Origin of the sequence: Stenotrophomonas sp. LM091 (assembly GCF_001806305.1) — a bacterium.
Taxonomy (GTDB): domain Bacteria; phylum Pseudomonadota; class Gammaproteobacteria; order Xanthomonadales; family Xanthomonadaceae; genus Stenotrophomonas; species Stenotrophomonas bentonitica_A.
Map to the genome: position 1 here is coordinate 1,543,898 of NZ_CP017483.1, position 19,001 is coordinate 1,562,898.

Consider the following 19,001-nt stretch of genomic DNA (forward strand, 5'->3'; position numbering starts at 1 on the left):
GTTACAGGCGCCAGGTCAGATCGCCGAGCGCGAACGCCGGTTCGAAATCGACATCGCGCTGGAAGCCCATGACCTGGAAGCGCTCGCCCATCCCGGTCGGCAACGTCAGCTTTTTCACCTGGTCGCGCAGCCGCACACGGCCGATCTCGTCGGTGCGCGCATCGGCTTTTTCCAACAGCGCATCCAGCCCGTTGCCGAGCAGGAAACTGGCCTGGGTGCAGTAACCGGCCAGCTCGAAACCGGCGCCCGTACCGGCTTCGGCCAGCGCGGTGAAGTCCACCGAGGCGGTGAGGTCCTGCAGGCCCGGCCAGCGATACAGGTCGTTGTGCACGTGGTGGCGGTAGAACGCGCGCACGGTGCCGTCGTCGCGGTCGTCCTGGTAATACTCGTTGCGCGGGTAGCCGTAATCGACGAACAGCATCGCGCCGCGCTTCAAGCCGCCGGCAATGGCCTGGATCCAGTACGGCAGTTGCGGCAGCAGTTCGGAACGGTAGCCGTCGGCGAAGGGCTTTTCCCGGTAATGCTCGACGTGGCGGACGGCGGCACTGAGCATCGCATCGGCCGGCTGCGCGCCACGCACGAAGGCGCCGTCGGCATCCAGTTCGACGGTCTCTTCATAGACCATGCCGTCGCGCGCCAGGAAGCGCGGCGTCGGCAGCGCATCGATCACTTCGTTGGCGAAGACCATGCCGTCCCAGTCATCATCGAACGGGCCGTTCAGCCATTCCACCAGAGCGAACACCGGTGGAATCAACGCCTTTTCCAGGCGCTCGCGCTGGCGCTGCCGCAGGTCCGCGCTGGGTTCCAGGATCGCGTAGCGCTCGGGCAGCGCGTCCAGTTCCAGCATGCGCTTGAGCATCACTTCGGCAAAGGCGCCGCTGCCGCCACCGACCTCCATGAAGCGCGCCTGCGGCCCGAGCTGCTGCATCACCGGGGCGATCGCATTGGCCAGCGTGGCGGCGAACAGCGCGCCGATTTCCGGCGAGGTGGTGAAATCGCCGGCGGCCCCGAACTTGCTGGCACCGGCGCTGTAGTAGCCCCAACCGGGCGCGTACAGGCTCAGCTCCATGAAGCGGGAGAACGGCATCGCGCCGCCGTTGGCAAGGATTTCAGCGCGCAGCGCCGCAGCCAGCTCGTCGCTGTGGGCCAGGGCGTCGGTTTCGGGGAGGGGCAGTGGGGAATGCATGGCGCGGGCGATTGCGGTGACAATGCACAGCATAGCCTGAGCAGGGAGTACCCCCGATGACCGATACCGCGCCCGTGGCGCTGATCACCGGCAGCGCGCGCCGGATCGGCGCGGCCATCGCCCGCCAGTTCCACGCCTGTGGCTGGTCGGTGGTGCTGCACGCCCACACCTCCACCACCGAGCTGCAGCAGATGGCCTTCGACATGGACATGCTGCGCCCGGGCAGCGTGCTGGCGCTGCAGGCCGACCTGCGCGATGCCGAGGCCCTGCCCGATCTGATCGACCAGACCGTGGCCCAGTTCGGCCGGCTGGACACGCTGGTCAACAATGCCTCCAACTTCTACCCCACCCTGCTTGGCCAGATCACCGCCGCCCAGTGGGATGACCTGTTCGCGGTCAATGCGCGTGCCCCGCTGCTGCTGGCCCAGGCCGCCGCGCCGCACCTGCGCCGCCAGCAGGGCAGCATCGTCAACCTGACCGATCTGCATGGCACCCAGCCGATGCGCGACCACCCGGTGTACGCGGCCGCCAAGGCAGCGCTGGAAATGGTGACCCGCTCGCTGGCGCTGGAACTGGCGCCCAAGGTACGGGTCAACGCGGTCGCGCCCGGGGCGATCCTGTGGCCGGAACAGGGCAAGGATGATTTCGCCCAGCAGGCGTTGCTGGCGCGTACCCCGCTGGCCCGCACCGGCACCGTGGAGGAGATCGCCGAGGCGGTGTACTGGCTGGCCACGGATGCGGCGTTCGTGACCGGGCACACCCTGCGCGTGGATGGCGGGCGCACCTTGTCCTGAACACCCGTTGGACCGCCCCGGTAGTGCATGATTACGCGGGCAGCAGGTCCATCGTGTCGAACGGCTCGCCGAACTGCCGGTGGGCACGCCACAGCGCCTCCAGGCTCAACCCGCTGACCGGATCGCGGAACGCCGGGGCGATGTCGGCCAGCGGCTTGAGCACGAAAGCATGCTTGAGTTCGGGGCGCGGAATGCGCAGATGGCCGGGGCCCTCCACGATCAGGTCGCCGTAGAACACCACATCGATGTCCAGGGTGCGGTCGCTGAAGCGCGGGCCGCTGCGGTCGCGCCCGTGGGCGTCTTCCAGCGCATGCAGCCAATCATCCAGCGTCTGCAATGGCAGGTCGGTTTCGATCGCCACCGCATTGTTGAGGAAATCCGGACCATCGAAGCCCACCGCGGCGGTGCGGTAGGCCGGTGAGACCGCGATCGTGCCGAAGCGCGCGCGCAGGGCCTCCACCGCGGCGTGAAGGTGCTGTTGCGGCTGCAGGTTGCTGCCCAGGCTCAGGAGCGCAGTGGTCATGGTATTCAGCGTACGTGGGGCGATTCCACACCGGGCCAACAGGGCCAGCGCATAGAATCGGGGTGCACATCATAGGACACCGACATGACCTATTGCGTCGGCATCGAGGTGGACGAAGGCCTGGTCTTCGCCGCCGATACCCGTACCAACGCGTCGCTGGACGACGTGCGCGTGCACCGCAAGCTGCACGAATTCGAGTTCCCCGGGGAGGCGGCCTTCGTGATCATGGCCGCCGGCAACCTGGCGACCACCCAGCTGCTGATCTCGCGGCTGCGCCGTGACGTGGAAGAGCAGCGGCCGGAAAACCTGCGCGCCTACCGGCATCTGTTCGAAGTGGCCGAGTACGTGGGCCGGGTCCTGCTCGACAGCCAGGTCAAATCCAGCACGCATGAGGCGGGCCAGGACGGCATTGTGACCCAGGCGACGCTGATCCTCGGTGGCCAGATCGGCGGCGAGCACCCCGGGCTGTACATGATCTATCCGCTCGGCAACGCCATCGCGGCCTCGCCGGAAACCCCGTTCCTGCAGATCGGCGAATCCAAGTACGGCAAGCCGATCCTGGACAGGATCCTGCGGCCTCAGACCCGCCTGGAAGATGCCGCGCGCACCGCCATCGTCTCGCTGGACTCCACGATCCGGTCCAATCTCTCGGTGGGCTTGCCGGTGGATCTGGTGCTGATCCGCAAGGATGACCTGCGCATCACCCAGCGCATGCGCCTGGCCGGCGACAGCCCGCTGTATGCCGAGATCCACGGCAACTGGTCGTACAAACTCGAACAGGCCGTGGCCAGCCTCCCACGCTTTCCGTGGGAAGGCTGATCAGGCGGTTTCCAGCGCCTCGGCCACTGAACGGAATACCTGCTGCATTTCCAGCGGCTTGCGCAGTACGTGCACGTTGATGCCGGGCGGGAACACCGCCAGCGGCACGGTCACATCGGCTTCCTCCAGCACCAGCGCCGGGCCGCGATAGCCCAGCGTGGCCATCTCGCCCAGCAGGTGGCTGGCCGAGAGCAGCTTGGAGCCGGCATCGGCGATCACCAGCGCGGGCATGCTTTCCTGCTGCATCCAGCGCAGCGCGGCCGCGCCATCGGAGGCCAGCTGCAGGTGGTAACCCTGGCTGGAGAGCGCGTTGCCCAGCAGCGACAGGCGCGTCGCCTCACCATCCACGACCAGGATCGACTGGCCGGCACCGGCGGCGATCGGCCCATCCACGGCGTCGGCGGTGTCGGTGATCTCGCGCATGGGCAGCAGCAGATCGAAGCGCGTGCCCACACCGGGCTGGCTGTCGACGTGGATGCTGCCGTGCGCGCCCTCGATGATGCGCTTGCACGAGATCAGGCCCAGGCCGGTGCCGGTCGCCTTGGTGGTGAAGAAGGGATTGAACAGGTGCGAGAGCGTGTCCGCATCCATGCCGATGCCCTCGTCGGTCACCGAGATGCGCAGCCAGTCGTCGCCATGGGTATCGGCCGCAGGGGCGGCACGCAGGGTCAGACGGCCGCCATTGGGCATGGCCTGGATGGCATTCAGGGACAGGTTGAGCAGTACCTGCTGCAACTCGGTGTAGTTGGCGTCCACCGCCAGGCCGTCGGCCACCTCCAGGTGCAGGGTGACCTTGGCCGGCAGGTTGCTGCGCAGGAGCAGCTCCACGCCTTCGAACAGGTGGACCAGGCAGATGTGTTCGCTGGGCTTGCGCGACCCGCGCACGAAGGACAGCATCGACTCGGCCATCTCATGACCACGCCGGCCGCACTCGGCGATGATGTCGGCCAGGTGGTGCAGCTGCGGATCTTCGGTCCGCGCCTTCATCAGGTCGGGCATGATCAGCAGCGGCTGCAGGATGTTGCGCAGGTCGTGGCTGAGCCCGGCCGCCAGCAGCGACAGGCTTTCCAGCCGCTGGGCACGCATCAGCTCGGCTTCCACGCGCTGGCGGTCGATCGCGCTGCGCGCTTCGCGCACCGCACGGGCCACCGCCGAGGGCAGGCGCGCCGGCTGGTGCTTGATGATGTAGTCGTTGGCGCCCTGGTGCAGGGCCGCCACGGCGTTTTCCTCACCCATCGTGCCGGACACGAAGATGAAGGGCACCTCGGGCAAGGCAGCGCGCACGATCTGCAGCGCCTCGTTGCCGGAGAAGCCGGGCATGCTCAGGTCGGAGAGCACGATGTCCGGCGCGGCGCGCTCGAGCGCCTCACGCAGTTCCTGCGCGCTCTCCACCCGCTCGAAGCTGGCTTCCAGGCCAGCGTCGAGCATCTGTTCGCACATCAGTTCGGCGTCTTCCGGCGAATCCTCGATCAGCAGGATCCGCAGGGCACCCAACGCAGGGCCGGTCAGCGGCATGGGCTTACTCGATCTCCGGTGCCTGGTTGATCAGGCCCCAGAACTTGCCCAGGGTCTGCACGGCGCCGAAGAACTGGTCCACGTCCACCGGCTTGACCACGTACGCGTTCACGCCCATGTCCCAGCTGCGCGCCAGATCGCTTTCTTCGCGCGAGGAGGACAGGATCACCACCGGCAGCCGCTTGAGCTCCTCGGTGTTGCGGATTTCCTTGAGCACTTCCAGGCCGTCCATGCGCGGCATCTTGATATCCAGCAGCAGCACCGCCGGCAGGCCTTCGTCGCGGTTGGCGAAGGCGCCACGGCGCAGCAGGTAGTCCATCGCTTCCACGCCGTCTTCGACGTGCACGATCGGGTTGGCCAGGCGGGCCTCCTTCAAGGCGTCGATGGCCATCTCGGCGTCGGCGGGGCTGTCCTCGGCAAGGAGGATGGTACGGAGAGCGGTCATGCGGCGGAGCCCTTGTTGATTGCGTCGAGCGCGGGTGGAAGAACGAAGTGGAACGTGGCGCCTTGATCGACCGCCGATTCGGCCCAGATGCGGCCGCCGTGGCGGGTCAGCACCCGGCGGACACTGGCCAGGCCGATGCCCGTGCCCGGGTAGTCGCTGGCCTTGTGCAGCCGCTGGAACACCCCGAACAGCTTGCCGGCGTAGGCCATGTCGAACCCGGCGCCGTTGTCGCGGACCGTGAACAGATGGCTGCCGTCAGGCTGCAGCTTGTAGTCGACCTCGATCCGGGCCGGCTCGCGGTTGGAAGAATACTTGATCGCGTTGCCGAGCAGATTCAGCCAGACCTGGCGCATCATGTTTTCATCGGAAACGATGATCGGCAGCGGCGCGATCTTCCAGTCGACATGGTGCGGCACGCCGGTGCTCTCGGCCTCGCTCTGCTGGTTGGCATCGAGCATGGCGCGGGTATCGGCGACCAGCGACTGCATGTCCACCGCCTGCAGCCGCATCGCCGCCCGGCCCAGGCGCGAATAGACCAGCAGATCGTCGATCAGCGCGGCCATGCGCCGGGCGGAATTGGAAATCACGCCCAGGTAATGCAGGGACTTCTCGTCGGCCCCGTCGCCCAGGTGGCGGGTGAGCTTGTCGGAGAAGCCGGCCACGTGGCGCAACGGCGCGCGCAGGTCGTGCGAGACCGAGTAACTGAAGGCTTCCAGTTCGCGATTCACCTCCGAGACCTGCTCGACCTTGCCTTCCAGCTGGCGGTTCAGTTCCTCCACCCGCAGTTGTACGGCGCGCTGCACGGTGACATCGCTGACCGTCATCAGCACCACTTCATCGTCCTTGTCCGGCAGCGGCATGCGCCGCGCGTTGATCAGCATGATCCGCACCACGTCATCGGCGGTGCGCTGTTCGTGCTCGTAATCCCACAGCTCGCGGCCGCGCAGCAGCACGTCGGTCAGGCGCTGGCGGACCACTCCATCGGCCCAGGCCCCGTCGCCGATGCTGTCCAGCGGCAGCCCTTCGGCCGAGGTCTCCTCGTCCAGCCCGTACAGTTCGGCGAACGCGGGATTGTGCATCTGCACGCGCAGGCTGCGGTCCAGCAGCACGATCGGCTCGCGCACCGTGTGCAGCACCGACGCGGCACGTCCGGCCGCGCGCAGCGAGGCGCGTTCGGCGCTGAGACGATGGCGGATCTGGCGTTGCAGCAGCCACAGCACCAGGCCGAGCAGCAGCAGCTGAACCACCAGCGCCGACCAGGAAATGAACTCGCCCTGGCGCTGCTGGGCCGCGAACAGCGCCGAGCGCTTGGCGAGCAGCTGCTCTTCGGTGGCCTGCAGTTCTTCGACCAGGTTGCGGATGGGGTAGCGGGTGGTCAGGTCGGCCACCAGCTGCCGCTGGTCGGCATCGGGCGCCGAGCGGGCCAGCTGCTTGGCCAGCTCCATGCGGCGTTCGAGCATGGACTGGATGCGACCGATGCGGATCAGCTGATCCGGATTGTCACGGGTCAGCTCGGCCAGCCGGGCCAGCCGCCCGGGGATGTCGTTGGCCTGGGCCAGGCGTTCGCGCAGGCCAGGCGCATCGATGCCCTTGGACATGGTCAACGCGGCCGATTCGACATCGCGCACGTCGGCCTGCAATTGGTAGACGGCCACGCCGACATCCTGGGTGTGGGTGACCCAGTTCATCGCATCGATGTTGTCATCAGCCAGCTTGCGCAGGGTGAGCCACGGCACCACGATGATGGCTACCGCCGCCAGGGCCAGTGCCGGCAATCGCCAGCGGTCCCAGATTTGATCACTGAACACCAGCGCCATAGTCCCTCTTCAGCTCGGTGCCACACCGGTCGCGCCCATGCGCGTACAGCCGGCATGCGCACCGCACGGCGATGGCGAAGCGCTGAATATACTCCACCCCTTTGTGAATACGCGGCCCCTCACCTGACTGAACCGCGCGCGGGCTCGGCAAGCGCGCACAAAAAAGCGCGCCCGAAGGCGCGCTCTGTTCAACGGTGCAGCAGGACTCAGCGCTTGGCGGCGGTCGCGGCGACCTTCAGGCCAGCGGCGTCGACACGCTTGACGCCCTTGATCTGCTGGGTCACACGGACGGCCTTGTCATGCTCGGCCTGGCTGGCGACGGTGCCGGTAAGGGTGACCACGCCATTGACGGTCTCCACCTTCACTTCGGTACCCGGGACGTTTTTGCTGGTCAGCAGGTCGGTCTTGACCTTGGTGGTGATCCAGCTGTCGGTGACCGGCTCAGCCGAATCGTGGGTATCGGCGTGGGTCATCGCGGCATGATCGGTGGTCTTCGGCGGATCCTTGGCCATGGCGGAAGAGGTGCCCAGCACCATGCCCAGGGCCAGCGAAGCAGCAAGCAGATTACGGGTCGTGTTGGTCATGTTCGAATTCCTTTGCGGATGTGCAGCCAGTGTCCGTGCCGGGCCGTGGACGGGACGTGGGCGCCGCATAACGCTGCCGTGAACCACTCAGCTTGCGGCCAAACCGTTCAGATTTCCGCCGCGCGCGCCCAGCCGTTACGCTGTCCTGCCCCGTTATGTTGGAGCGCACCATGGCCGCCGTACTGCAGGTGGGATTGATCGGTTATGGCTTGGCCGGCAGCGTCTTCCATGCGCCGTTGATCCTGCACACGCCGGGCCTGGCGTTGCACAGCATCGTCAGCTCGCAGCGCGACCGGTTGCTGCGCAGCTTCACCGATGTGCGCATCTGCGCGGACCCGCAGCAGCTGTTCGACGACCCGGCGGTGGACGCGGTGGTGATCGCCACGCCGAACGATGCGCATGCCCCCCTGGCGCGCGCCGCACTCGCGGCGGGCAAGCATGTACTGGTCGACAAGCCGTTCGCGCTGTCCGTTGCGGAGGCCGAATCGGTGGTGCAGGCCGCGCAGGCGGCCGAACGCGTGGTCACCGTCTTCCAGAACCGCCGCCATGACGCCGACTTCCTCACCCTCAAGCAGGTGATCGACGAGGGCCGGATCGGTCGCGTCGCCGAATGCCATTCCCACTTCGACCGCTTCCGCCCGCAGGTGCGCGAGCGCTGGCGCGAAAGCGATGCGCCCGGCAGCGGCCTGTGGATGGATCTGGGCCCCCATCTGCTGGATCAGATGCTGCAGTTGTTCGGCTGGCCCGGCGCGATCAGCGTGGACCTGATGGCGCAGCGTGAGCACGCCCTGGGCAACGACTATTTCCACGCGGTGCTGCATTACCCGCGGCACCGCGCGATCCTGCACGCCGGCTCGCTGGTGGCCGCCTCCGGCCCGCGCTTCATCGTGCATGGCGATGCCGGCAGCTATCTCAAAGACGGGCTGGACGTGCAGGAAGACCAGCTGCGCCGCGGCATCGCACCGGGTGCGCCGGGCTGGGGCCTGGACCCGCAGCACGGGCATCTGGTGCGGGTCGACGCCGAGGGTCACACCCAGCGCAGCACCGTGGACAACGTGCCGGGTGATTACCGTGCGTTCTATGCGCAGTTCCGCGATGCGATGCTGGGCGTGGCAGAGGCACCGGTCAGCACCGCGCAGGCGCTGCAGCTGATGCGCCTGCTGGAGGCCGGTGCGGAAAGTACGCGCAGCGGGCGGCGGATGACGCTCTGAGGCAACGCCCTGGCTCACTCACTCTGGCCGGGGGATCTACACGCTGCCGCCCACGGGCCGGACGATCACCTTCGCCGGCCCGCATCGATCCGGCTTACGTGGTCTTGATCGCGTGACCACCGAACTCATTGCGCATCGCCGCCAGCAGGCGGTCGCTGAAGGAGTTCTTCTCGCGCGAGCGCAGGCGTTCGAGCAGGGACAGCGTGATCACCGGCGCCGGCACGTCCAGATCGATCGCCTCGGCCACGGTCCAGCGGCCCTCGCCGGAGTCTTCGACATACGGCGCGATGCCCTCCAGCTGCGGGTTGCGGCCCAGTGCATCGGCACTGAGGTCGAGCAGCCACGAGCGCACCACGCTGCCGTGCTGCCAGGCCTTGGCCACCTGCGCCAGATCGAGATTGAAGTCGGTCTTGTGCTGCATCAGCGCGAAGCCTTCAGCATAGGCCTGCATCATCCCGTACTCGATGCCGTTGTGGACCATCTTGCAGAAGTGCCCTGCCCCGCTCGGGCCGACGTGCGCCCAGCCACGGTCCTCGGCCGGTGCCAGCGTGCGGAAGATCGCCCCGATCCGCTCGACCGCGGCCTTGTCGCCGCCGATCATCAGGCTGTAGCCCTCCTGCAGGCCCCACACCCCGCCACTGGTGCCGCAGTCGATGTAGGTCACGTCCTCGCCCTGCAGCTGCTCGCTGCGGCGCATGGAATCCTTGTAATACGAGTTGCCGCCGTCGATCACCACGTCGCCTTCGGACAGATGCGGCGAGAGCGACGCCAGGGTCTGGTCAACCACGCCGGCCGGCACCATCAGCCACACCACGCGCGGCACCGGCAGCGCCGCAAGCGTCTCGGCGATCGAGGCACTGACCTCGAAACCGCGCTCGGCGGCCGCGGTACGCGCGGCCTCACCGGGATCGACACCGATCACGTGGTGCCCGCCGCGATGCAGGCGCTCGGCCATGTTGGCGCCCATGCGGCCCAGCCCAATCATTGCAATATCCATGACTCACCTTTGCTCAGCTTGCGAATGCGGTTGTGTAACAGGAGGTACCGGCGCTGCCGCGCATTGCCGCAGCTGCGCCTGGATCCAGCGCCGGTACAACGTGGTGTGCAGATTGTGCAGCCCCAGCTCGATCGCGAACGGCGTGCGCGGATTGCGATCGAGCAGGCGCGCGATGTGATATCCGATAGGACGTATACCGCGAGGATGCACGTAAATCAGGAACCCCTGGTAGAACGGATCGTCCAGCAACGCATCCAGTTCCTTCAGCAGCGGTTGCTGTTCGGCCGGCACCTCGCGCCTCCAGATCGGATCGCGCTCGATCAGCAGCCGCTCGAAGCGGCGCGGCCCCGGGCCCGGCATGCGCTGGGCCAGTGACCAGATGCGCCGGTTGACCTGGTCGTAATGGGCGAAGCCGTCGTGCTCGCGCAGCGCACGCGCCGCGGCATCGCTGACATCGACCACCACGAAGTTCTCGGCCTGGTTGTTGATGTCATCCAGGTACTTGCGCTCGAACACGTGCTCGATGAAACCGGGCGCACCCACGAACGCCTGCCGACCGCGTTGCGCGGTCTTGCTGGCTTTGCCGTCGGCCAGGAACTCCCCGGCATGCCGGCCCAGCAGGATGCTGTCGGTCTCGTGCAGGGTCAGGAACGTGCCGATGGAGAGTTCATCGGCGGAGAATTCGCGGTCGAAGGCGGCATCGCCGTACAGTTCGCGCTGGGTCGCCAGCTGCGCCACCTGGCGGCCGACCCCGCACTCGGCGCGTACGCGGCCATCGTAGAACGTCTGCAGCGCCGCACTGTTGGCTTCGGCCGGCTGATAGCCGCGGCCGAAGCTGCGGAAGCGCTCCCAACCCTTGGCCTGCGCGCCGCCGGCGCCGAAGCCGATCCAGCCCAGCTGCAAGGCCGAGAAGCGGAAGCCGTCGTTGTCCTGCAGGGCGGTGGTGGCCCGGCGCGTGGCCGCGCCCAGCTTGAATGCATAGGCACAGACCGTGCCCGGGTCATCGAACAGGGTCGGCAGCCAGGCCTGGCGCTGCTGCGCCGACCACTGCCGCGGCAGCTGTACGCGCAGGTCGCCTGCGGCCCGCGCCTGGCGCAGGTCGGGGCGCTCGCACACCGGTCCGGCATGGACCACCGGCGCAGCGACGTCCGCCTCACTGAACTGCCAGCCCAGCGCTTCCAGCACACTCTGCGCGCACGACGCCGCGCTCCACGCACTGGCCGCCGGGATCAGCCCCAGCAGCACCGCGAGCGCACAGCGGCGCCAGCGCCGCGATCCTGCTGCCATGACGCGCCGCACCCCCGCCCGCTCAGCGCAGAGAGGCCGGGGTATCGCTCACCACCGTGGCTGGCGTCGGCTCCACCGCCGCAGCGGGGGCGGTCGCCGGCGCGGCAGCCGGGCTGGGCTCGGGCACGGCTGCTGCCGGCAGGTACTGCTGCAGGCGCTCGAAGAAGCGGCGATAGAAGGTGGCGTCCTGCACGGTGCTGCTGGCCACTTTCACCAGCGAGTCGTCATTGCTGCCGAACGGCAGCGAGACCGAGCCCAGCGCGCCGACGCCGACGCTGGCCGAGGTCGGGCTTTTCTTCAACGCGTAGCGGTCCTGCACCGCGCTGACGAACACCAGCGCCTGGTCACCGCGCGGCGCGCACGAAATACGCAGCACCAGCTGCTCGTGCTCTTCATCCCTGGGCTGGAAGTTCTTGTTGCCTTCCACGGCATCATCGCCGGCGCGGGCGATCGCATAGCCCTGGCTGAGCAGGGTGCGGCGGGCGGCCTCGCAGGCCTGGGCCGGCGGGCCGGGCACGGTGCGCGAATAGGTATCGCCGGAGTCGAACGACTCACGGATCAGGGTGCTGTCGGCGGCGCGGCCGCCACAGGCGGTCAACGCGGCGAACACCGCCAGCAGCGGGATCGAACGTACACGACGAAAGCGCATGGCCGCTCCTGCGGAAATCCAGCCTCCAAGGATAGACCCGTGCGCGTTGGCAGGAGGTGGATACGCACAGGCCGCCCCGAAGGGCGGCCTGTGGAGTTGTCACCTGTTCAGCTGGTGGCGGCCGGCGTTCAGTCCGCCCAGCGGCCCACGGCAGTCGACTGCGGCAGGACCTGGGCCGACAGCGGGCGGTCGGCCTCAAGCAGGTTCACCGCATCGGCCAGGATCGCCGCCGACTCGCGCAGGAGCGGATCCGGGCGCTTTTCGGCGGCCTTCTCGCGGGCGGCATCCTTGACGATGTCGCGTTCGTTGCCGGTCAGGCCGTCGTCATTGCTGTCGTCGGCCAGCGGGTCCAGATCCAGGCCCAGCTGCTTGCGGATCGCCTGGCGATCGGTGCGCTGCTTGTCCTGCTTCTCGCGCTCGGCGCGGCGCTCGGCCTCGTTGAGCGAGATGTACTTCTTGGCCTTCTCCGCACGGAACTGCTCGACATCCTCGTTCCACCACTGGAACTCCTTGTCGGCGGCGATACGCGTGTCATGGCGGCTTTCCAGCTTGGGCAGCAGCGGGCCGAAGTTGCCGTACTGGGTGTGCGGCACCGCGGCGATGCGGGTCCACGGCAGCGCGTTGTCGTAGGTGCTTTCGCCGTACTCGCTGGCGTCCACGCTGGCCGGGAAGGCCAGATCGGGCACCACGCCCTTGTGCTGGGTGCTGCTGCCGCTGACGCGGAAGAACTGGGCGATGGTCAGCTTGACCTGGCCGAAGCGCTGGGTCTCGCCGCTCGGCCACCGGTCCAGATCGACGATGTTCTGCACGGTGCCCTTGCCGAAGGTGGTCTCACCGATCACCAGGCCACGGCCGTAATCCTGGATGGCGCCGGCGAAGATCTCCGAGGCCGAGGCCGAGCCGCGGTTGATCAGCACGGCCAGCGGGCCATCCCACGCGACCACTTCGCTGCGGTCGCTGTTGACGGTGACGCGGCCACCGGATTCACGGACCTGGACCACCGGGCCCTGTTCGATGAACAGACCGGTCAGTTCGATCGCTTCATCCAGCGAACCACCGCCGTTGTTGCGCAGGTCCAGCACCACGCCGTCGAGCTTGTCGGCCTTGAAGCCGGCCAGCAGCTTGGCCACGTCGCGGGTGGCCGAGGCGTAATCGGCAGCGTTGCGGCGGCGCCCTTCGAAGTCCTGGTAGAAGGTGGGCAGCTTGATCACGCCCACCTTGCGCTCGGGCTCTCCATCCTTGGCCGGAATGGTCAGGGTCTCGCCCTTGGCGGCCTGTTCGGCCAGGCGCACCTTCTGGCGGGTCAGCACCAGGGTGTGGTGCTTGCCGTCCACGCCTTCTTCGGCCGGGATGAACTCCAGGCGGACCTGGGTATCGCTCTTGCCGCGGATCTTGGCCACCACGTCATCGATGCGCCAGCCGATCACGTCTTCCAGCGGACCGGACTTGCCCTGGCCGACGCCGACGATGCGGTCGCCCGGCTTGAGCGTGCCATTGACCGCGGCCGGACCACCGGCGATGACCTCGCGGATCACCACCATGTCGTCCTGGCGCTGCAGCTGCGCGCCGATGCCTTCCAGCGACAGCGACATCGCCTGGTTGAAGTTCTCGGCGGTGCGCGGGGTGAAGTAATCGGTGTGCGGGTCCACGGCGCTGGTGTAGGCGTTGAGGAAGAACTGGAACACGTCCTCGCCCTTCAACTCATTGACCGACTTCTCCAGCGTGGCGTAACGCTTGTCCAGCGTCTTGCGGATCTCGGCCGGCTGCTTGCCGGCCAGCTTCAGGCGCAGCCAATCGTTCTTGACCGACTTGCGCCACAGATCGTCCAGTTCGGCGCTGCTCGCGGCCCATGGCACGTCCTTGCGGTCGTACTCGAACTTCTCATCGGTGCTGAAATCGAAATCCTGCTTGAGCAGCTTGCGTGCATAGCCGACACGCTCGCCCACGCGCTGCTTGTACACCGCGAACACCTGGAACGCCGGCTCCAGCTCGCCGCCGCGGATGGCGGTGGCGATGTTGGCCTCGAACGGGGCGAAGCGGGTGATGTCGGCCTGGGTGAAGAACTGCTTGCTGCTATCGAGCGATTCCAGATAGCGCTTGAAGACGTCCTTGGAGGTCGCGGCATCCAGTGCGCGCGGCCGGTAGGCGTAGCGGCTGTCCGACAGCAGCCCGTAGACCAGCTTGGAGGTGGTCACCTGGTCGGGTGTTGCCGCCGAAGGCAGCGCGGGCGAATCGGCGTAGGCGGCCAGTGCCATCGGCGCGGTGAGCGCCAGGGCCATCAGGAATGCGGGGGCTTTGAATTTCATGGACTAGCTCGTGGCACCTTGCCAAGGGAGAGACTGCGTGCATTACAGACACCACGACAGTGCCGAAAGTTGCCGCGTTTGTCACCGGGGCCTTCAGCCTACCGAGGCCGTTGGAGAAATTTGTGAATACCGGCGCGATCGGCAGGCAGGCACAGGCCTGCGGCCATCCGCGGTTCAGGGCCGCGGCCGGGGAAAGACGGAGTGGATTGGCAGAACGGGCCCCGAAGGGCCCGCTGGATCAACCGGCGATGCCGGCGTCGGCCGCCTGGCGGTCGGCATGATAGGACGAGCGCACCATCGGACCGGAAGCGACGTGGCTGAAGCCCAGCGCATTGCCGTACTCCTCCAGCGCCTTGTACTCCTCGGGGGTCCAGTAACGCAGCACCGGGTGGTGATGCGCGGTCGGTTGCAGGTACTGGCCGATCGTGATCATGTCCACATCGTGCTCGCGCAGGTCGCGCAGCGTGGCCTGGACCTGCTCCAGGGTCTCGCCGAGGCCGAGCATGATGCCGGACTTGGTGGCGATCTCCGGGTGCTGGGCCTTGAACTTCTTGAGCAGGGTCAGCGACCACTGGTAGTCCGCGCCCGGGCGCACATTGCGGTACAGGTCCGGCACGGTTTCGATGTTGTGGTTGAACACGTCCGGCGGGTTGGTCGCCAGGATCTCCAGCGCGCGCTCCATGCGGCCCTTGCCACGGAAATCCGGAGTCAGCACTTCGATCTTGGTGTTGGGCGACTTGGCACGGATGGCACCGATGCAGTCGGCGAAGTGCTGGGCACCGCCGTCGCGCAGGTCATCGCGGTCCACGCTGGTCACCACGACATACTTCAGGCCCATGTCCGCCACCGTCTGGGACAGGCTGGCCGGCTCGTTGGCATCCGGCGGCTTGGGCCGGCCGTGGGCGACGTCGCAGAACGAGCAACGGCGGGTGCAGACCTCGCCGAGGATCATGAAGGTCGCGGTGCCGTGGCTGAAGCACTCGTGGATGTTGGGGCAGCTGGCTTCCTCGCAGACCGTGACCAGGCGGTTTTCGCGCAGCTTGGCCTTGAGGTTCTGCACGGCGTTGCCGGAGGGAATCCGCACGCGGATCCACGACGGCTTGCGCAGCACCGGCACGTCGGCGAACTGCACCGGCGAGCGGCCGATCTTGTCACCGCCGATCTGTTTGACGCCCGTCTGCAACGGGGCGGCGGACGGCGTGTCGCCCTGCACAACCTGCAGGGGAATGATGCGAGCGGTGGTTTCAGTCATGGCCTTGGTCGGCGGCGTTCACGCCGCGTCAGTCAAATCGGGTAATTCAGCGGCCGGCTCGAGGGCCAGGCCGAACTGGCGGGCCAGATGGCCCAGCAGCACCGGCGTGACGGCCGCCATGCCGGACGGTCCCCCAAGTCTACCACCGAGGTCACCTGCAGCCCTTGATAGCCACAGGGGTTGATCCGGCGGAACGGTTCCAGGTCCATGGCCACATTGAAGGACAGGCCATGGAAGGTGCAGCCACGGCGGACGCGGATGCCCAGGGCGGCGACCTTGGCCCCGCCCACGTAGACCCCGGGCGCGCCCTCCAGGCGCTCGGCGCCGATATTCCAGTCGCCGAGGGTGTCGATGATGGCCTGCTCGATGCGGCAGACGTAGTCGCGCACGCCGATCCCCAGCCGCCGCAGCTGCAGCAGCGGGTAGATCACCAGCTGGCCGGGGCCGTGGTAGGTCACCTGGCCGCCACGGTCGACATGCAGAACGGGAATATCGCCGGGGGCGAGCACGTGCTCGTCCTTGCCGGCCTGGCCCAGGGTGAACACCGGGTCGTGCTCGACCACCCACAGCTCGTCGGGGGTGTCCTCGGTGCGGGCATCGGTGAAGCGCTGCATCGCGTGCCAGACCGGGGCATAGGGCTGGCGGCCGAGTTCGCGCACAATGGCCGGTTGCGGCGCCCGGTCACCCGGGGCCGCAGCGGTGGCGCAGCTGGTTACAGCGTCCACTTCACTTCCGGGTGGTCGCGCAGGGCATTGTGGGCGGCGTCGTACTGGTCGCGGTTATCCGCCTTGAACACCAGCCGCACCGACACATACTTGCCGTTGGACGAGTGTTTCCAGCTGATGCGCTCGCTCAGCACATCCACGCCGGCCAGCTCGAGCAGGCGCGGCAGTTCGCGTTCCAGGTCCTTGCCGGCCGCGCCCATGGCGCTGAGTTCGAACTGGCCGGGAAACTGGAAGCCGTGGTCGGGGTTGTCAGACTTGATCTCCATGACCGGGATTATGGGGATGCCTGCGCCCGAACCCAAGCGCTGCTTGATCGTGCGCACAGCGGCGCCGAACGGCCCGTGAAAACGCCTGTATCGCCACTGATACGCAGCAATGCGTGCGCAGTGCTGTTCACGACATCACGCTCTGATTACGCTGTACCGGCTTAAGAAAGAATAAATCCCCGTCTGGTATCCCATGTCTCTGAAGCCCTTTGCGCTGCCGGCCGCACTCGCCGGTGTCCTGGCCCTGGCCGCGCCTGCCGCCCACGCCGCCACTCAATGCGGGCCCGATGCGATGCGCGAGCACCCGCCGCAGGTCAATTTCCGCGTCGACAACGACCTCTTCGGTGGCAAGGACCAGGACCAGGGCTATACCAACGGCGCCCAGATCACCTTCGTCTCGCCGAACCTGGTCGATTACACCGATGACCCGTGCCTGCCGCGCCTGGCGCGCTGGGTCAACAGCCACCTGGAGCGGCTGCATCCGGGCGAGTACGAACAGCAGAACATGATCTTCAGCCTGGCCCAGGGCATCTTCACCCCCACCGATTTCACCCGGAAGGACCTGATCGAGGACGACCGGCCGTATGCGGGCGTGCTGATCGGCAGCTTCGGTTACAACGCGCGTCGCGGCGACCGGTTGCAGACCACGCAGCTGGCGTTGGGCGTGGTGGGGCCGTGGGCCCAGGGCGAGGAAGTCCAGAACGCGGTGCACGAGCTGCTGGGCGATGAGAAGTTCCAGGGCTGGGACAACCAGCTGCACAACGAGCCGGTGATCATGCTCACGCACGAGCGGATGCGCCGGTGGCCGGCCGACGCCAGTGAGAACCTGGGCGGCTGGGGCTGGGATGCGATCAGCCACTACGGTGGCGCGGTGGGCAATCTGGCCACGCACCTCAATGCCGGTGGCGAGGTGCGCTTTGGTTGGAAGTTGCCGGACGATTTCGGCAGCACGCCGCTGCGCCCGGCCGGTGAGAACACTGCGCCGACGCGCGGCGGCAAGCCGAGCGGCTGGTCGTGGCATCTGTTCGCCACCACGGATGCGGCGTGGGTGATCCGCGATATCACGCTGGACGGCAATACCTTCCGCAACAGCCACAGCGTGGACAAGCGCCACGTGGTGGGGACGGCCGGATACGGGCTGGCGGTGATGCGCGGTCGCTGGAAGTTCGCGCTGGCCCGTTACCACAGCACGCGCGAGTTCGATGGGCAGCGTGAGGCGCCGGTGTTCGGCAGCTTCACGATCAGCCGGTCGCTGTAAGCGAGCGACTGATCCTGAAGCGGGTAGCTGCCGACCGTTGGTCGGCTCATCGCCCACCCAAAAAAAAGACCGGCTTTCGCCGGTCTTTTTCAGTGCGGTCGAACCGGATTACTCCGATTCCCACCACATCCAGAAGCTGTCCCACAGGCGCTTGAAGAAGCCGGCTTCTTCCACGGCAGCCACGGCCACCAGCGGAGCCTGGGCGACGACCTGGTTGTCCAGCATCACCTTCAGGGTGCCGACCTGCTGCCCGGCGGTGAACGGCGCTTCGAGGGTCTTGGGCACATCGATGCTCGGCTTGAGATCGTTGTAGCGGCCGCGCGGGACGCTGACCAGCATCGGCTGGGCCACGCCCAGCTGCAGCTTGTCGGTCTTGCCCTTCCACACCTTGTGCTCGGCCACGACCTTGCCCGGCTCGTACATGCGGTGGGTTTCGAAGAAGCGGAAGCCCCAGTTGAGCAGCGCCAGGCTGTCATCGGCGCGCTGCTTTTCCGAGCCGCCACCGAGCACCACGGCGACCAGGCGCTGGTCACCCCGCTGGGCCGAGCTCATCAGGCAGTAGCCGGCTTCGGAGGTATGGCCGGTCTTGATGCCGTCCACGCTCTGGTCGCGCCACAGCAGCAGGTTGCGGTTGGGCTGGGTGATGTTGCCGACGGTGAATTCCTTCACCTTGTTGTAGGCGTAGGTTTCCGGATAGTCACGCACCATCGCGCGGCCCAGCAGGGCCAGGTCGTACGCGGTGGTGTGGTGGCCCGGGGCGCTCAGGCCATGGGCGTTGACGAAGTGGGAATCCTTCATGCCGATCTTGGCGGCGTAGCTGTTCATCAGCGAGGCGAAGGCCTCTTCGCTGCCGGCCACGTGTTCGGCCAGGGCGATCGCGGCATCGTTGCCGGACTGGATCGCCATGCCCTTTTCCATGTCTTCCAGGCGTGCGGTCTGGTTGACCGGGAAGCCGCTGTAGCTGCCGTCGGTGCCGGCGCCGCCCTCGCGCCACGCGCGCTCGCTCATCATCACCTGGTCATCGGTGCGGACCTTGCCGTTCTTGACCTCGGCGGCCACGACATACGACGTCATCACCTTGGTGATGCTGGCCGGGGCCAGTTGTTCGTGCACGTTTTCACCGGCCAGGACCTGCCCGGTGGCGTAGTCCATCAGGATCCAGGCCTTGGAGACGCTGGGCTTGGGGGCCGGCGGGGTCGCCACGGTGGCCGGAGCGGCGGCGGGAGCAGGCGCCGGAGCCGGGGTCGGCGCAGGGGTCTGGGCGGAAACCATGCCCACGAACAGGGTCGTGGCCATGGCAGCGGCGGCAAAGCGGAATTTCATCGGACAGCAAGCTCCTGGAGGGCGCCAAGGGGTGGATGAGGGAT

General features: G+C 67.4%; 17 protein-coding genes and 1 pseudogene. 4 read left to right on the top strand and 14 right to left on the bottom strand.

The window, feature by feature from the left end:
* Nucleotide 1 precedes the first annotated feature (1 nt).
* Nucleotides 2-1,186: a class I SAM-dependent methyltransferase gene (locus tag BIZ42_RS06730; RefSeq protein WP_070427469.1), complete on the bottom strand. Its 1,185-nt coding sequence runs from the start codon at nt 1,184-1,186 to the stop codon at nt 2-4.
* A gap of 56 nt (nt 1,187-1,242) precedes the next feature.
* On the opposite strand from BIZ42_RS06730, the gene BIZ42_RS06735 reads away from it, so the two are divergent.
* The gene (locus BIZ42_RS06735) at nt 1,243-1,980 is read left to right on the top strand and encodes a pteridine reductase (RefSeq protein WP_019186020.1); all 738 of its coding nucleotides are present in this window, start codon (nt 1,243-1,245) and stop codon (nt 1,978-1,980) included.
* Between the two features lie 31 nt (nt 1,981-2,011).
* Here the strand turns inward: BIZ42_RS06735 and folK are convergent, their stop codons facing one another.
* On the bottom strand, nt 2,012-2,503 hold the full coding sequence (gene folK, locus BIZ42_RS06740) for a 2-amino-4-hydroxy-6-hydroxymethyldihydropteridine diphosphokinase (protein ID WP_070425947.1): 492 nt from the start codon (nt 2,501-2,503) through the stop codon (nt 2,012-2,014).
* A gap of 84 nt (nt 2,504-2,587) precedes the next feature.
* Here folK and BIZ42_RS06745 point away from each other — a divergent pair, with 84 nt between their 5' ends.
* The gene (locus BIZ42_RS06745) at nt 2,588-3,322 is read left to right on the top strand and encodes a 20S proteasome subunits A/B (protein WP_046274261.1); all 735 of its coding nucleotides are present in this window, start codon (nt 2,588-2,590) and stop codon (nt 3,320-3,322) included.
* Here the strand turns inward: BIZ42_RS06745 and BIZ42_RS06750 are convergent, their stop codons facing one another.
* The 4 genes from BIZ42_RS06750 to BIZ42_RS06765 all read right to left on the bottom strand — a co-directional run bounded on the left by BIZ42_RS06750 (nt 3,323) and on the right by BIZ42_RS06765 (nt 7,683).
* Entirely contained in the window at nt 3,323-4,837 is a 1,515-nt protein-coding gene (locus tag BIZ42_RS06750) for an ATP-binding protein (RefSeq protein WP_019186023.1), read from the bottom strand.
* A 4-nt stretch (nt 4,838-4,841) separates the two neighbouring features.
* Entirely contained in the window at nt 4,842-5,282 is a 441-nt protein-coding gene (locus BIZ42_RS06755; protein WP_019186024.1) for a response regulator, read from the bottom strand.
* Nucleotides 5,279-7,099 (bottom strand): ATP-binding protein, encoded by a 1,821-nt coding sequence (locus BIZ42_RS06760; RefSeq protein ID WP_070425948.1) that lies wholly within the window; start codon nt 7,097-7,099, stop codon nt 5,279-5,281. The genes BIZ42_RS06755 and BIZ42_RS06760 overlap by 4 nt, the downstream gene beginning before the upstream one ends.
* A gap of 206 nt (nt 7,100-7,305) precedes the next feature.
* Complete coding sequence (locus BIZ42_RS06765) at nt 7,306-7,683, bottom strand: BON domain-containing protein (protein WP_019186026.1); 378 nt, start codon at nt 7,681-7,683, stop codon at nt 7,306-7,308.
* A 170-nt stretch (nt 7,684-7,853) separates the two neighbouring features.
* On the opposite strand from BIZ42_RS06765, the gene BIZ42_RS06770 reads away from it, so the two are divergent.
* Nucleotides 7,854-8,894, top strand: coding sequence for an oxidoreductase (locus tag BIZ42_RS06770; protein WP_070427470.1), 1,041 nt, complete (start codon nt 7,854-7,856; stop codon nt 8,892-8,894).
* A gap of 94 nt (nt 8,895-8,988) precedes the next feature.
* Here the strand turns inward: BIZ42_RS06770 and gnd are convergent, their stop codons facing one another.
* The 7 genes and pseudogenes from gnd to BIZ42_RS06805 form a co-directional block, all read right to left on the bottom strand.
* Nucleotides 8,989-9,891 (bottom strand): phosphogluconate dehydrogenase (NAD(+)-dependent, decarboxylating), encoded by a 903-nt coding sequence (gene gnd / locus BIZ42_RS06775; protein ID WP_070425949.1) that lies wholly within the window; start codon nt 9,889-9,891, stop codon nt 8,989-8,991.
* Nucleotides 9,892-9,894: 3 nt separating this feature from the next.
* Nucleotides 9,895-11,178, bottom strand: coding sequence for a hypothetical protein (locus tag BIZ42_RS06780; RefSeq protein WP_070425950.1), 1,284 nt, complete (start codon nt 11,176-11,178; stop codon nt 9,895-9,897).
* Nucleotides 11,179-11,200: 22 nt separating this feature from the next.
* Entirely contained in the window at nt 11,201-11,827 is a 627-nt protein-coding gene (locus BIZ42_RS06785; RefSeq protein WP_070425951.1) for a DUF2242 domain-containing protein, read from the bottom strand.
* Between the two features lie 128 nt (nt 11,828-11,955).
* On the bottom strand, nt 11,956-14,133 hold the full coding sequence (locus tag BIZ42_RS06790) for a carboxy terminal-processing peptidase (RefSeq protein WP_046274257.1): 2,178 nt from the start codon (nt 14,131-14,133) through the stop codon (nt 11,956-11,958).
* Nucleotides 14,134-14,371: 238 nt separating this feature from the next.
* Nucleotides 14,372-15,385 carry a lipoyl synthase gene (lipA, locus tag BIZ42_RS06795; protein WP_070425952.1) on the bottom strand — a complete coding sequence of 338 codons (1,014 nt, stop codon included), beginning with the start codon at nt 15,383-15,385 and terminating at the stop codon, nt 14,372-14,374.
* Between the two features lie 18 nt (nt 15,386-15,403).
* Nucleotides 15,404-15,999, bottom strand: a pseudogene (gene lipB / locus BIZ42_RS06800) (lipoyl(octanoyl) transferase LipB).
* Between the two features lie 98 nt (nt 16,000-16,097).
* Complete coding sequence (locus tag BIZ42_RS06805) at nt 16,098-16,376, bottom strand: DUF493 family protein (RefSeq protein WP_019186034.1); 279 nt, start codon at nt 16,374-16,376, stop codon at nt 16,098-16,100.
* 193 nt (nt 16,377-16,569) lie between these two features.
* Here BIZ42_RS06805 and BIZ42_RS06810 point away from each other — a divergent pair, with 193 nt between their 5' ends.
* On the top strand, nt 16,570-17,634 hold the full coding sequence (locus tag BIZ42_RS06810; protein ID WP_019186035.1) for a lipid A deacylase LpxR family protein: 1,065 nt from the start codon (nt 16,570-16,572) through the stop codon (nt 17,632-17,634).
* A gap of 108 nt (nt 17,635-17,742) precedes the next feature.
* On the opposite strand, the gene BIZ42_RS06815 is transcribed toward BIZ42_RS06810, so the two are convergent.
* Nucleotides 17,743-18,957 carry a D-alanyl-D-alanine carboxypeptidase family protein gene (locus BIZ42_RS06815; RefSeq protein WP_046274253.1) on the bottom strand — a complete coding sequence of 405 codons (1,215 nt, stop codon included), beginning with the start codon at nt 18,955-18,957 and terminating at the stop codon, nt 17,743-17,745.
* Between the last annotated feature and the right edge of the window lie 44 nt (nt 18,958-19,001).